Origin of the sequence: Pseudoalteromonas sp. SG45-5 (assembly GCF_014164085.1) — a bacterium.
Lineage (GTDB): Bacteria > Pseudomonadota > Gammaproteobacteria > Enterobacterales > Alteromonadaceae > Pseudoalteromonas > Pseudoalteromonas aliena.
The window spans coordinates 16,501-30,984 of record NZ_JACJEM010000029.1 but is presented as its reverse complement, the minus strand read 5'-3'; the positions used below and the strand labels follow the sequence as shown (position 1 = coordinate 30,984).

The 14,484-nt window shown below is 39.9% G+C and carries 11 protein-coding genes; 6 read left to right on the top strand and 5 right to left on the bottom strand.

The genetic code is table 11. The features are described 5' to 3' along the window. Nucleotides 1–94: 94 nt before the first annotated feature. Nucleotides 95–1,936, bottom strand: a complete 1,842-nt coding sequence (locus H5119_RS11005) for a DUF885 family protein (protein ID WP_182702255.1) — start codon at nucleotides 1,934–1,936, stop codon at nucleotides 95–97. Between the two features lie 154 nt (nucleotides 1,937–2,090). Between H5119_RS11005 and H5119_RS11000 the strand changes: the two genes are divergently transcribed. Together H5119_RS11000 and H5119_RS10995 are read left to right on the top strand one after the other, a co-directional pair. Then, entirely contained in the window at nucleotides 2,091–3,368 is a 1,278-nt protein-coding gene (locus tag H5119_RS11000; protein WP_182702254.1) for an amidohydrolase family protein, read from the top strand. Nucleotides 3,369–3,620: 252 nt separating this feature from the next. Next, nucleotides 3,621–6,038 (top strand): TonB-dependent siderophore receptor, encoded by a 2,418-nt coding sequence (locus tag H5119_RS10995; protein WP_182702253.1) that lies wholly within the window; start codon nucleotides 3,621–3,623, stop codon nucleotides 6,036–6,038. Nucleotides 6,039–6,138: 100 nt separating this feature from the next. Here the strand turns inward: H5119_RS10995 and adhP are convergent, their stop codons facing one another. Then, nucleotides 6,139–7,149, bottom strand: a complete 1,011-nt coding sequence (adhP, locus tag H5119_RS10990; RefSeq protein ID WP_182702252.1) for an alcohol dehydrogenase AdhP — start codon at nucleotides 7,147–7,149, stop codon at nucleotides 6,139–6,141. Nucleotides 7,150–7,348: 199 nt separating this feature from the next. On the opposite strand from adhP, the gene H5119_RS10985 reads away from it, so the two are divergent. Further along, on the top strand, nucleotides 7,349–7,894 hold the full coding sequence (locus H5119_RS10985) for a GbsR/MarR family transcriptional regulator (RefSeq protein WP_138586659.1): 546 nt from the start codon (nucleotides 7,349–7,351) through the stop codon (nucleotides 7,892–7,894). A 40-nt stretch (nucleotides 7,895–7,934) separates the two neighbouring features. Here H5119_RS10985 and H5119_RS10980 read toward each other — a convergent pair whose 3' ends face one another. Together H5119_RS10980 and H5119_RS10975 are read right to left on the bottom strand one after the other, a co-directional pair. Then, nucleotides 7,935–8,951 carry a lytic transglycosylase domain-containing protein gene (locus H5119_RS10980; protein ID WP_138586660.1) on the bottom strand — a complete coding sequence of 339 codons (1,017 nt, stop codon included), beginning with the start codon at nucleotides 8,949–8,951 and terminating at the stop codon, nucleotides 7,935–7,937. Beyond that, nucleotides 8,944–9,225 carry a YcgL domain-containing protein gene (locus H5119_RS10975; protein ID WP_182702251.1) on the bottom strand — a complete coding sequence of 94 codons (282 nt, stop codon included), beginning with the start codon at nucleotides 9,223–9,225 and terminating at the stop codon, nucleotides 8,944–8,946. Before H5119_RS10975 ends, H5119_RS10980 begins: the two co-directional genes overlap by 8 nt. Before the next feature lie 155 nt (nucleotides 9,226–9,380). Between H5119_RS10975 and minC the strand changes: the two genes are divergently transcribed. The 3 genes from minC to minE are packed head-to-tail and all read left to right on the top strand — an operon-like array spanning nucleotide 9,381 to nucleotide 11,165. Continuing rightward, nucleotides 9,381–10,085, top strand: coding sequence for a septum site-determining protein MinC (gene minC, locus H5119_RS10970; RefSeq protein WP_077535292.1), 705 nt, complete (start codon nucleotides 9,381–9,383; stop codon nucleotides 10,083–10,085). Nucleotides 10,086–10,090: 5 nt separating this feature from the next. Beyond that, nucleotides 10,091–10,900: a septum site-determining protein MinD gene (gene minD, locus H5119_RS10965; RefSeq protein WP_077535291.1), complete on the top strand. Its 810-nt coding sequence runs from the start codon at nucleotides 10,091–10,093 to the stop codon at nucleotides 10,898–10,900. Between the two features lies 1 nt (nucleotide 10,901). Continuing rightward, a complete protein-coding gene (minE, locus tag H5119_RS10960; protein ID WP_007377619.1) occupies nucleotides 10,902–11,165 on the top strand; it encodes a cell division topological specificity factor MinE in 264 nt (87 codons plus the stop codon). 361 nt (nucleotides 11,166–11,526) lie between these two features. On the opposite strand, the gene H5119_RS10955 is transcribed toward minE, so the two are convergent. Further along, complete coding sequence (locus H5119_RS10955) at nucleotides 11,527–14,376, bottom strand: discoidin domain-containing protein (protein ID WP_182702250.1); 2,850 nt, start codon at nucleotides 14,374–14,376, stop codon at nucleotides 11,527–11,529. Nucleotides 14,377–14,484: the final 108 nt, after the last annotated feature.

The following is a 14,484-nucleotide window of genomic DNA, read 5'->3' as shown; positions in this document are numbered from 1 at the left end:
TTACTCGCGCCCCCTAAAGAGCGCGCATTCTAACGTATTGCTGCAAATGGCGCAAAGCCAATACCCTTTAAAAATACTGTCTTTGCGCTACAAATTAGCGTTGGTATTTAACCCAACGCTTAATTTTTTCTTCTAAAATTGGCATCGGCAATGCCCCATCGATTAATATTTGTGTATGAAACGCTTTAATATCAAACTGATCACCGAGCTCTTTTTTACAGTATTCACGCAGACCTTGAATTTTAAACTGCCCTAACTTATAAGAAAGTGCTTGCCCAGGCCATGCGATATAACGTTCCACTTCAGCAACGACGTCGCTTTTTGCCATAGACGAATTAGCAAGCATGTAGTCAATCCCCTGCTGACGCGTCCACCCTTTTGCATGAAAACCGGTATCAAGCACTAAACGCATAGCACGTAATTGCTCATCAGATAAACGGCCATACCACATATAAGGGTCGGTAAATAAACCAAGCTCTTTACCAAGACTTTCAGCGTACAGAGCCCAGCCTTCAGCAAATACGGTGTAACCACCAAATTTTCTAAAATTAGGTAAACCTTCTATTTCTTGCTGTAGCGCAATTTGAAAGTGGTGTCCTGGGGCAGCTTCATGAATCGATAAAGTTTCGAGTAAAAATTTAGGCTGTGCTTTTAAGTTAAAGGTATTGATATAAAAAATACCTGGACGAGAGCCATCTGGTGCGGGAGATGAGTAAGATGCCCCTGCAGCCGACTGTGCTCGGTATGCTTCAACCGGCTTCACTACATAAGGTGCTTTTGGGGCGACATTGAATAATAAAGGTACACGTGCATCTATCTTTTTCTTAACGTTTTCGTACGCTGCAACAAGTTCATCCGCTGTATCAAAGTAAAACTCATCTGAATCTCGTAAGTGAATAAAAAATGCAGCTAAGTCATCTTTAAAACCGACTGTCTCTTTTACTTTTTTCATTTCACTTAAAATACGTGACACTTCACTCAAACCAATTTCATGGATTTCGTCAGCGGATAAGCTCAGTGTGGTATTTTTTTTAATTTTGTATTCGTACCATGCCTTACCATTTGGTAAATCGCTATAGCCTACTGTTTCTCGGCTATTAGGAATATATTGCTCAACTAAAAACTCACTCATGTTGTTGTAGGCAGGTACTAAACGCTGCATAATTAGCTCACGATATTGTGCGGTAATGTCTTCTTTTTGCTGTGCGCTGAACGATTCTGGTAGGTTTTTAATTGGCCCCCAAAATAACGAATCCTCGGCTTTTTTCACAACATGCGCTTTAAACTGCGGGGCAAGTTTTTGTGCAAGAGGTTTAGGCAACACCACCCCTAACTCAATGCCTTGAGCCATTGATTTCTCAACACTTGCTAGCCACTTAATAAAACCATCGCTACGGGTTAGAAAATGACGATAGTCATCTAGCGTTTTAAATGGCTGTGCACTTTGCCCTGAGCCAAAGCCCGCATAGGTATTATGTGCGCCCGACATTTGATTAATAGGCAATAAATAATCAGGGAATTTCATACCTTCTAGCTTCAATGCTAAATCACGATTTAGTATTTCGTAACTTAATAATGCTTGCCCGCTTAGCTGAGTTTGATCAATATATGCTAATCGTTGTTGATATTTTTTATAAAAAGCCGCTTTTTTATCACGATTGTGTTGTGAGATTTCAGCCGTAAATTTATCGTTAAATTCACTACGACCATTATAGGTTGCGCTGATTGGGCTAAATGTAAGAGACTCATCGTAATATTGTGCAACAAGCACATCAAGTTGTTGCTGGGCAGAAAGTTCTGAAATAATACTTGCTGGATCGTTTGTTGTGGTTGGCTCAGTACTGTTGCTAGCACTTGCGTTAAGCTCTGTATTAATGCAGCCACTTAATGTAAACATTACACCGCTGGCTACTAAAGCTAATTTAATTAATTTCATGATAATCCTTTTAAAATTTACCCGCTGATTATGAGCATTAATAGTGACTAAATAAAGAAATTACGACAGATTACGTTCATCGCTATTTATTTGCTCTTTTAATTAAGCTTGGTACAGTCAAGGAAGTTCCTACTTTCTCTATAAGAAGAATAAAATGAAAAAACACCTGCTGTCAGCTTCTATCACATTATTGTGTTTAACGAGTTTAAATGTGCACGCCGTAACTTATGTATCGGCAAAAGCCATGCTAGATGTAGAAAACGGTACGTTAATACAATCGCCATTAATTACCATTGATAATGGCATGATCATATCCATAGAACGCAATAAAAAACCAACGCTCACCAAAACAGATAAGTTAATTGATTTACCAGCGCTAACGCTGCTTCCAGGTTTAATGGATATGCATGTGCATTTAACAAGCGATCCTACGGTTCCTCGCAGTGAACGTTTAGGGCAGTCAGTGCCACGTATGGCGATTAAGGCCGCTCATTTTGCAAAAAAAACACTCGAAGCCGGATTTACATCGGTGCGTAATGTTGGAGCTGAAGGTTATAGTGTAATAGCAGTACGTGATGGCATAAATGCAGGTGATATTGTTGGCCCACGCATTTGGGCTGCAGGACCAGCACTGGGCATTACAGGTGGGCATTGTGATAACAACCGCCTACCACCAGAACTTAAATATACATCAACCGGTGTAGCAGATGGCCCTTGGGCTGCACGTATAAAAGTGCGTGAGAACATAAAGTATGGTGCAAATGCGATTAAGTTTTGTGCCACGGGTGGTGTGTTTTCAAAAGGCACTAAAGTAGGCGTACAGCAATATTCTTTTGAAGAAATGAAAGCCATTGTCGATGAAGCTCACATGCGAGATTTACCCGTAGCTGCGCATGCACACGGAACAAGCGGAATAAAAACGGCTATTAAAGCAGGCGTTGATAGTGTTGAACACGCCAGCTTTTTAGACGACGAAGCAATAGCGCTTGCAAAAAAGCACGGTACTTGGCTCTCTATGGACATTTACAATACCGAATACACGCTGAGCTTTGGTGAGCAAAACGGCGTTGACGAAGAAAACCTCGATAAAGAACGCCAAGTATCTAAAAAACAACGCGATAGCTTTAGCCGTGCGGTTAAAGCGGGTGTGAAAATGGTATTCGGTACCGATGCTGCGATTTACCCGCATGGAGATAATGCAAAACAGTTTAGCCGCATGGTTGAATTTGGTATGACAGAGCTGCAGGCAATCCAAGCATCAACGATTAATAGCGCGAAACTATTAAAAATGGATGATCAGTTAGGACAAATTAAAACAGGCTTTGCCGCAGATTTAATTGCTGTAAAAGGCAACCCATTAAAAAACATCGCCTTATTAGAGCAAATTCCTTTTGTAATGAAAGCAGGCATTATTTATAAAGAAAATAAATAATGAAATAAAGGCGGTGTACTCTCAGTGCACGCCTTTATTATTTTTAAAGCCAGCGTGTTTACTCCCTTATATACATCTCAACTTGAACTAAATGTTAACTAGTTTAAATTAAAGTTGCTTAAAAAGCGTTTAAAGCTCAAATATCAATCAAACAGTTCTATTTTAGAAAAATAATTGAACTTTTTATTCACTTTAAAAATAATAACCATTATCATTCGCGCAAATTTGTTAAATGCGAATAATTATCACCCCATGAAAAAATTTAAATACTCACTACTTACTCTTGCATGCTTAAATGCACAGGCAGCTATTGCAGTTACCACAGCGGAAGAAGACATTGAACGTATAAGCGTATACGAAAAACAAAACCGCGTGGTTATGAGTTCAGGACTTGCGACTAAATCTGACATGTCGTTAATGGAAACGCCAGCACCGGTTGTGATTATTGACCGAGAACTCATTGAATCCCAAGGCGTTGATAATTTACAAGATTTAGTTAGAAACGTAAGTGGCTTAACACAAGCTGGAAACAACTACGGCATTGGTGATAATTTAATCGTTCGTGGTTTAGGCGCTAACTACACCTACGATGGCATGTATGGTGGTGCAGGACTTGGCAACACATTTAACCCTACGCGTTCGTTGACCAATGTGGACTCTGTCGAAATATTAAAAGGCCCTGCAACGGGTTTATACGGTATGGGCAGTGCCGGTGGCGTCATTAATTTAATAGAAAAAAAACCTGAGTTTAACGAAAAGCACAAAGTGGCTGTCGAGCTTGGTCAGTGGGATAGTTATGCACTGTCTGTTGATAGCACAAATGCGATTACCGATGATTTAGCGTACCGTGTGTTGGCTAAAACAGCATCAAGCAATGGCTTTCGTGATTTAAAAGAAAACCGTGATGAAATTTTTACGTCATTAAAATATGTATTTAGTGATAAGCAAAACATCATGCTTTCAGCTGCGTACATTAAAGATGCGATTGCGGTTGACTCTATCGGTCACCCTATTCGTATATTCAACTCTGCGTCGGTAAATGGTTTAACAGCAGGAGAAGTAACTGGTGCCGATTTAGTAAATGATGCCACATCAGCAGGTTTACAACTCAATGAATCACAACGCGACCAATTAGCAAGTTCATTATCCGCATCAGATGGCTTAACGCCTTATAGCTTTGGCACAAACGGTATTATTTCACCGATGGCTAAAGATAACGAAGGTGAAGAACTACGTTTTAAATTAACGCATAACTATTACATTACCGACGATTTGTTTTTAAATCAGCAGCTACAATATCGCAATTACACATCAAGTTTTGCACGCCAAACAGGTGCTTATAACTATGTATATTGGGATCGTAGAGGGGTAATTAATCAAGATCCAAGAGCGCCATTAGTGGTTGACGATGTACTTTACCCTTTTGCAGCTCGCCGACAAGAATATCGTCAAGTTGAAGCGGATGAAAAGTCGTGGCAATATTTTGCTGATTTACGCTATGACTTTATGTTGGGCGGCGTAGACAATGAGCTACTTTTAAACGCAAATTATGAAGATCGTGATATCCGCTTTGAGCAATATTCAATTTACGATAAAGACTATATTATTAGAGATAAAAACAAAGCAATTAGTTACCAGGGTAAGCTTCCGTACATTTTTGATATTAGAAACCCAAACTGGCCAACAGGTAACTTTGAAGATTACGATCCACTTAAAACAAGTAATTACAATAAAAAAGTACAAGCATGGGGCTTAGGTATTCAACATGTAGCGTATATAAATGATCAATTTACTACGCGTATAGGGGCGGCTTATAACCAAATTAAACAAAGCTATGAACACCTTGGCGTTGATGCGCGTTATAGACAGAGCCTTGCAGCACCTAAGCCTAAAGCGAATACCTCTGACGGAGGTTTGACGTATAACTTAGGCGCAACATATCAACCTAATGAAGACCTATCTATTTTTGTCAACCACTCGAAAGGCCGGACGGCTTATAGTGTTTTAGGCACAGTGACAGGTAACGAAGCCGACCGAAAAGATTCTGAATCATTAAGTAATGATTTAGGGGTTCGTTTCAAGGCATTTGATGATCAATTACTTGCCTCAGTTGTTATATTTGAAAGCGCTCGTACAAACCTACAATACAGTAACCCACTGTATGAAGCTGGCGTATCAGCCCCGAATGTCAGCGAAAACTTTTTTGACGGTAAAGAAGAGACCAAAGGTATTGAGCTTGATTTAAACGCGTACTTAAACTATAAGTGGAAAATCAACTTAAACAGTGTTTACCAAGATGCCCGCGACAAAAAGAATCCAAATAGTAGCAGCTACGATACGCGTCAAAAAGGCGTACCGTATGTAACAGCAAGTACATGGGTGACTTACTACGCGAATATGTTTGACTTACCTCAAGCGATAAATATTAGCGGCGGTGTGTCATATGTTGCACAGCGTAGCACTAACTCAACATCATTTGGTATTCCTGATGGTTATGTACCAAGTTACACGCTTTACGATACCGCTGTTTCGTACACTACAGACAAATGGCATATACAATTAAACCTAAATAACTTGTTTAATAAAAAGTATTATTCAAAAGCAATGTTTCTAGGTGGTATGCCAGGGGAAGAGCGCAATGCGAAGCTAAGCTTTAGTTATACACTTTAATAGTTTAAACAATTAAAAAGCACGGTATGCTAATTCAGACACCGTGCTTTTTTGTATGTAAAAACACTTATACCAATCTGCTTATATATGGGGTCTAATATTAAATCGTAACTACTATGCGACCATTAATTTCACCTTTGATCATATCGTCAAAAATTTCATTAATATCCTCTAAGCGTTTTTCTTCAATAATTGCTTTAACTTTGCCCTGTGCAGCAAACTCTAAACATTCTTGTAAATCTTTACGAGTACCAACAATAGAGCCAACTACCGAGACTCCATTAAGCACTGTATCAAAAATAGGCAACGGCATATCCTCTGGAGGTAACCCCACTAATACACATTTACCGCCACGGCGTACACTCTTATAAGCTTGTTCAAACCCCGCTTTTGATACCGCAGTACACACAACGCCGTGCGCGCCACCTACTTGCTCAAAGATAGCGTCGCTCGGAACCACCTCTTTAAAATCGAGTGTTATATCGGCACCGAGTTCTTTAGCGAGCGCGAGCTTTTCTTTCCCGGTATCAACGGCTATAACGTTAAAGCCCATCGCTTTGGCATATTGCACAGCTAAGTGCCCAAGCCCGCCCACACCAACAATAGCAACCCATTGGCCTGGTTTCGCATCTGATACTTTTAATGCTTTATACGTTGTAACGCCTGCGCAAAATAGCGGTGCAGCTTCAGAAAACCCAAGTTCATCGGGTATTTTTATAACGTAGTCTCCGTGCGCTAAACAATATTCTGCATAGCTGCCATCAATAGAGTAACCAGTATTATGCTGCGATAAGCAGAGTGTTTCTTTACCATCGAGACAAAATTCACAGTGCCCACAAGCACTGTATAACCAAGGAATACCAACTCTATCCCCAACTTTAAGGTGCTTTATATTACAGCCTAGTTTTTCAATAACCCCAACACCTTCATGGCCTGGTACTAATGGCATTTTTGGTTTAACGGGCCAATCACCATGACACGCGTGTAAATCTGTATGACAAACACCGCAGGCTGCTATTTTTACGAGTACATCATTAACACCCACCTCAGGAATAGGCAAATCTGTGATTTCTAATTTACCTTTAAATTCATTATTTATTGCAGCTTTCATAATCATTCCATCCTGTGTAAGAAATAGTAAAAAACATGTATTCGTCACTTTTTTACAACATAACTTAACCTACAGCGATACACGTTAATCTAAATCAAACTTTAGTAATAAATAATGTATTTAAGGGACGCTAAGATCTTGCTATCCAAAATCAGCGTGCTAGCATTTAGTTTCTGAAATTATTGAAAGTTAATAAGCTATGAGTTTATCCGAAAAGAATTTTGCCTTTGTAATGCATTGTGGTGAAATGGGCAGCCGCTGGGGGTTCAATCGCACAATCGGGCAAATGTGTGGCTTGCTGATTATCACTAAAAACCCAATGACAGCCAATGAAATTGCCGACGCATTAAGTATTTCGCGTGGGAATGTGAGTATGGGTATTAAAGAATTACAATCGTGGCAGCTAATTAGAGTACAGCATATTCCAGGCGATCGAAAAGAATACTACGCCCCGGCGGGTGATATTTGGGATATGGCCAATCGTGTATTTGAAGAGCGAAAAAAACGAGAAATAGAGCCTACACTTACTTTACTGCGCGACAATTTATTAGACAAAGCTATCAATGACGACGAAATTTATGCTCAAAAGCAAATGGGCGAAATTCATAACCTACTTGAAACCGTGACCAAATGGTCATCCGAGCTACAACGCTTAACGCCTGAGCAGCTTAATAAACTGATGAAGCTTGGATCAGGAATTGGTAAAGTTATTGACTTAAAAGATAAAATATTTAAAAAAGAATAAAGCCGCCACTGCGACTTTATTTATTCATGCATTTAAATAATTAAATTTTAGGGTAAGCAATTTTATCTGATAAATAACCTACGCTGGTTGCAAAGTAATAAGAGCGATTCCAATGCATAAACACTTTGTAATTATCGTAGGCTAGATACATGCGGCCATTAATGTCATCAGGCATAACAAGTGCAGCACGCACATTAACATTGGGTAGGTCGCGCCCATCCGCTCTGCGAACACCTAAGGCTTGCCAATCGGCTAATGAACGCTCAGAATCATTCCAGTATTCTAGCCATTGTTTACGTGTTTTTGTGCCACGCACCAAAATATATTTACTATCAAAATTGTCAGGCAATTGAACTTGGCGGCCCCATGTAAGAGAATCGTTCCAACCTTCTTGCTTTAAATAATTAGCAATTGAAGCAAACGCATCTTCTTTTGTGGTCCAAATATCTTTGCGGCCATCATTATTGTAATCAACCGCATAGGCATTAAATGAGGTAGGCATAAATTGCGTTTGCCCCATAGCACCTGCCCAAGAGCCTTTAAATTTATCTAATGTAATATGACCTGATTTTAAAATATCGAGTGCTGCCCATAGCTGGCGTTTATAAAGCGCTTCTCGGCGACCATCGAATGCAAGCGTAACAAGCGATGAAATTACATTGTGCCCGCCTTGTATTGCACCAAAGTTACTCTCAAGACCCCAAAGTGCCACGATAAAACGTGCCTGTACACCATACTCTTTAGCAACTTGTTCAAGTATGTCTTTATTTTCAGCATACAGCTTTCGTGCACGATCAATTTTCCACTGCGGTACACGTTTAGGTAAATAGGTTTTTAGTGTTTCTTTGACTTCAGGCTGATTTTTATCAGCTGACACTACTTTTTCTTTGTATGTTGCTGTTGCAAACGCGTCATCTATAAGTTTGGCTTCATAGCCTTTTGCAATAGCTTCTTGTTTTAAATTAGTTATATAGTCTTTAAATTCAGCTTGTGTTTTTGCCATTACAGATGAGCTTAGGCACAATCCACATAATACGACTACCAGTTTTTTAATCACTATCGGCTCCATTTTGTTTTCGTAGTTCACTTAACAGATTTTGTTCCGGTGGGGGAAGTTGTAAATAATAGCCCTGTTCAGTTAATGCACTTTTAACTGCTTCTAAATCAGAACCCCCTAAATGGTCACGCTTTGCTAAGTTGATGATCATTACATAATGAGGTTGACCGAACGTAGCCATTAAAGGTTCCGGTACTTTGCTAAAATCATCTCTTTTTTCGACAAATAAGAAGGTATCCGCTTTTTTCTTACTTTTATATACTGCAGTGAGCATTATGGCCCTATAAATTCTTGCTTAACAATGCCGCACACTATAACATGAGAGTAATAATAAGTTAGAAATATTAGATTATAAATTTCAATAAAGGCCCTATTCAGCCTGCGTTTATCTAAAATTATTTTCTGATCAGACAATTCAATTGAGCGTGTATGTCAGACCAAATTTTTGAGCTAAAAGGAAATCTTTTTACGTTATCAGTTTTACATCTTTATAGTACTGATATAAACCTATTAGCAGAACAACTGTATATCAAAATTGCCCAGGCCCCTAAATTTTTTGAGGGTGCGCCTATCGTTGTCAATTTAATTGAGATAAAAAACAGTACTCTTGATTTTGTACATTTAAAGTCATTAATAGAACGTATGAGTTTTAATGCTGTTGGTGTGTGCAATGGCTCCGACGAGCAACATGCACAAGCTAAAGCAGCGGGCCTATCTGTATTAAATTATTCACAGGATGTTAAGAGTGAACCTGTTAAACAGGAGCCTAATACATCAATTGTCGAAAAAAATGTAATTTTACCGGCACAAATTATTAACGGTACAGTGCGTTCTGGTCAGCAAGTATATGCAAAAGACAGGGACCTCATCGTATTGGGTGCGGTAAGTCATGGTGCGGAAGTAATCGCCGATGGCAATGTACACATATATGGAACCCTTCGTGGACGAGCGATTGCCGGCGCGAAAGGATTAAAAAACGCACATATTTTTTGTCAACGATTAGAAGCAGAACTTGTTTCTATAAATGGCAATTACTGGATCAGTGATTCACTCCAAGGTGAACACTGGGGAAATGCTGTGCAAATACAACAAAAAAATGATTCATTAGAAATTTCAGCTTTGGTTAAAGGATAAATCTCATGGCAAAAGTAATTGTCGTTACCTCGGGTAAAGGCGGTGTTGGTAAAACAACATCAAGTGCTGCAATTGGCACCGGCTTAGCGTTAAAAGGCTATAAAACAGTTATTATCGACTTTGATATTGGTTTACGTAACTTAGATTTAATTATGGGTTGTGAACGCCGTGTGGTTTATGATTTTGTGAATGTGATTAACGGTGAAGCAAAGCTTAACCAAGCACTGATTAAAGACAAGCGAGTGGATAAATTATTTTTACTTCCCGCTTCGCAAACACGCGATAAAGATGCACTAACACGTGAAGGTGTAGAGCGTGTTTTAAATGAGCTCAAAGAAGACTTTGACTATATTGTATGTGACTCACCAGCGGGTATCGAAGCTGGAGCAATGATGGCAATGTACTTTGCAGATGAAGCAATTGTAACAACTAATCCAGAAGTATCGTCAGTACGAGATTCAGACCGCATTTTAGGTATTCTACACAGCAAATCAAAACGTGCTGAAGAAGGCCTAGAAAATATCAAAGAGCATTTACTATTAACACGCTACAACCCTGAGCGTGTTGCTAAAGGAGAAATGCTGTCGGTTGAAGACGTGCAAGATATTTTAGCAATAGATTTATTAGGTGTGATCCCTGAATCACAAGCGGTACTAAGTGCATCTAACTCAGGCCAACCCGTTATTCTCGATAGTGAGTCTGACGCCGGGCAAGCTTATGCAGATGCCATTAATCGCTTACTCGGTGAAACCGTCGATTTTCGCTTCTTAGATGTAGAGAAAAAAGGCTTATTTAAACGGATTTTTGGAGGTTAACGTGTCTTTACTTGACTACTTCCGCTCAGAAAAGAAAAACAGTGCGTCATTAGCAAAAGAGCGATTGCAGATCATTGTCGCGCACGAGCGTTCTCAACGAGGTACGCCGGATTACTTACCACAATTAAAACAAGATATTTTAGATGTGATCCGTAAATACGTGAACGTAAGTAGCGATGCAGTACAGGTACAGTTCGATCAGAACGAAGATGATTTAGCCGTACTTGAACTAAACGTTACGTTACCCGATGAAGAAAAAAAATAATTAAAAAACGGACGCTCTAAGCGTCCGTTTTTATTTAAGCTATTTAAAGCTTCAAGCATTAAATATGTTGCTAAAAATAACCCCCCTGCCGATACCCCCTGCCTTAATAATATTAATCTATAGTAATACTTAATCAATTTGATGGCTTAATACAGCAGCACGATAAAAAGCTGAAAATAAAAAAAGACCAAAAACGTTAGTTTCTGATCTTTTGTCTGTCAAAATTAATTTTCTCTAGCCAGAAATTTTCAGTCAAAACAAGGCGAATTTACGCATTAATAGCGGGCCTATTGTAAGTAAATTCAACGTAGTTAGCGCTGAAAACAGCGGCTTTTGATAGATTTATTATCCAGAGTTCAGGTTATTTATCTAAGCCAAGTAACTCTATTTCGGCAATTTGTAGTAGTCCATCATTATTAGCGTTTTTGCTAATACTTAGGCGATAGCTCAAAAACTCAAAGCCATTATTAAAATCAAATGAGCGTCTTTGCAAACGCTCGTCCCAGCTTTCTCCTACCCAAGTAGAAACCAGCGTCCAACTTTCACCGCCATCGTTAGAGCCTAATAAACTAAAGTTTTCAGGGTCTCGCTCTGGCGCATCGTTAGCGCTTGTAATAGCAAGCCCACTGACAACGTGTGGATCACTAAAATCTATTTGTATCCATGCCGGGTTTTCGGTTGATGGCGCGCCCTTCCAATCATTATGGTCAAGCCATTTTGTATTGGTATCGCCATCAAACGCTTTATCGGCGCTTTCTGCGTCCCCAATGCTAAATCGAGCACTAAATGCGGTACTTCGATTGGCTGTTAAATCCTTAAACGCATAGTTTGGCCCAACCATACCTACCTCTGCTATTTGTACTAAGCCATCATTATTAGCATTCTTACTTATCGCTAACCGATAATGTGTGTAAGGTAATGCATTTGCAACACCAAAAATACGCTGTTGTGATCGCTCAGAAAAGCTTTCGCCAACCCAAGTACCTAAGCTGCTCCAATTTTCTCCATCATTTGATGCCAGAAGTTCGAACGACTCAGGATCTCGTTCTGGTGCGTCACCCGCACTGGTAATGTTTAACGTATTAACCGCGTGTGCTTGAGGCAGAGCCACTTGCAACCAGGCAGGATTTTGTACTGTTGGGGCACCTTTCCAATCGTTATGATCGAGCCATTTAGTGTTTATGTCACTATCAAAAGCTTGGGCTGCGCCTTCAGTATCACTTATACTAAAGCGAGCACTGTAAGTCGCTCCAGTAACTGTTGCATGGTTTTGCCCAGGAACTTCAAGACCCACTAAGTCAATATCCGCAATTTGTAATAAACCATCATTATTTTTGTTTTTAGTCACTTCCAAGCGATAGCTAGTAAAAGCGAGTTGGTTTGTAAACGAGAACGCTTTTCGCTCACCTCGTGCATCGAAAGATTCGCCGACCCAACTTGCTAGTATTTGCCAAGTAGCGCCATCATCGCTAGATGCTAAAATAGAAAAATTTTCAGGATCGCGCGCTGGTGCGTCATTCGCACTAATAAGTACTAACTGATCAACCGCTACAGCTTCTGTAAAATCCATCTGGATCCATGATGGTTTTTCTTCTGTTGGTGGACCTTGCCAATCATTATGATCGAGCCATTTTGTTGTCGGGTCATTATCGAACGCCTTATCTTGATTTTCAGCGTCCCCAATACTGTTACTTGCACTGGCAATACCTGCGACGCTATTAGTGTGATCAAGAGTCGTAAATACCGGACCCACTAATTGAATATCCGTGAGTTGAACTAGAGTGTCGTTATTCTTATTTTTTGTGATGTTAATTCGATAGCTTAGGTATTTTTGCCCATTAGTGAATACAAATTCCTGACGAGAAAGGCGTTGTTCAAACGACGCCCCAATAATAGTTGCTAACGTAATCCATGTTTGTCCGCCATCATTGGATCCCAGTACTGTAAAGTTTTCTGGATCTCGCTCTGGTGCGTCATTTGCGCTGGTAATAAAAACGCGGTTAACAGCTTGTGCTTGAGCAAAATCAACTTGTATCCAAGACGGTGACTCTTTACTTGGTGCACCTAGCCAGTCATTATGATCGAGCCATTTAGTATCAAGATTCGAATCAAATGCCTTACTTGCACTTTCTGCATCACTAATTGCGTTTCGAGCAGAAAATACTGCGCCTTCGAGGTTACTCGCCGTGGTGACCTCTATAAGTGGACCACTTGATGAGGCTTCATCAAACAGTGCTAAGGATAAATCAACGACAGACTCAGCTGTCAGCCCCAATTCGCTCGTTAAAGGATGTATTTTTATTGCTTCAAAAATACGTTGGCGAAGCGCCATTAACGTATCCGCTTTACCTTCTAATGCACTACCTAAGTTTGAGTATGCTGCATCCATCACTGACTTTAAACTTTCATCGCTAGAAAACTGAGCAAATGATGCGTTTAAAAGTGAAAGTTTAATCGTTGCTTCATCTATAAACTGTGTTGAGCACACTTGTTCGCCGCTGTCATTGTCTTCACATGTTTCGCCCTTTACAAAATTCTCTAATTTATCAGCGGCTACAACCGGCATTGTAAATACATTAGTATTGCCAGTTTGCCACCCAAACACACGTAACAGTAAAGCAGACATATCAGCTTGTGCGATTGCCATCAAAGCAGGTGTCGATACATTACGACCTTGTGAAATTTGCTGCTCCACTAATCGTGTTGCAAGAGTTGTTAATACATTTACTTGTAACGTCATATCCTCAACACCATCGGCTTTATTGCCAAAAGGTACTTTAAGATGCCCTAATGTTGAAAACACAGTGCCTGCTATTGCAGTTGCGTTAGTGGTCTGTGCAAAATCAGTATCACCACAACGAAGGGCATCACACTGCATGGCCGAACTATCTGTTGCGGCCACGTTAAGCTTAACGATTGTATTAATCCCAAAGCCAGCATCACTGGTTAGTTCAACCAAAAAAACACCATTTTGATCCGTACTGTGAGCTGCCCCTATGGTGAGGTTACTACCATTAAGTGCAGTTACTGATACATTTGCATTGCTAACCGCGCCCTTGATCATTGCACCTGCGACTTCTGCAACTGTAAACTCGGGAACCACAGGTATGTTATCTATTTTTGGATCGTTGTCCCCACCACCACATGCACTTAGTAAGCTTGCCGCAATAAGTGATGTGCTTGCCAGTTTAAACATCTTTAATGTATTCATAATATTGCCTTATCTGCTCAACGTTGATGACACGCTAACAAACCCTATTTAGCCTATATTGAGGTTATTTATTGATTTTTATTTGCTAAGGGTTTTTAGTTAGCGAGT

Coding starts and splice junctions, on each gene's coding strand:
- H5119_RS10985 (WP_138586659.1), top strand. CDS start 7,349: ATGAGTTTATCCGAAAAGAATTTTGCCTTTGTAATGCATTGTGGTGAA.
- adhP (WP_182702252.1), bottom strand. CDS start 7,149: ATGAAAGCTGCAATAAATAATGAATTTAAAGGTAAATTAGAAATCACA.
- minD (WP_077535291.1), top strand. CDS start 10,091: ATGGCAAAAGTAATTGTCGTTACCTCGGGTAAAGGCGGTGTTGGTAAA.
- H5119_RS10975 (WP_182702251.1), bottom strand. CDS start 9,225: ATGCTCACTGCAGTATATAAAAGTAAGAAAAAAGCGGATACCTTCTTA.
- minC (WP_077535292.1), top strand. CDS start 9,381: ATGTCAGACCAAATTTTTGAGCTAAAAGGAAATCTTTTTACGTTATCA.
- H5119_RS11000 (WP_182702254.1), top strand. CDS start 2,091: ATGAAAAAACACCTGCTGTCAGCTTCTATCACATTATTGTGTTTAACG.
- H5119_RS11005 (WP_182702255.1), bottom strand. CDS start 1,936: ATGAAATTAATTAAATTAGCTTTAGTAGCCAGCGGTGTAATGTTTACA.
- H5119_RS10955 (WP_182702250.1), bottom strand. CDS start 14,376: ATGAATACATTAAAGATGTTTAAACTGGCAAGCACATCACTTATTGCG.
- H5119_RS10995 (WP_182702253.1), top strand. CDS start 3,621: ATGAAAAAATTTAAATACTCACTACTTACTCTTGCATGCTTAAATGCA.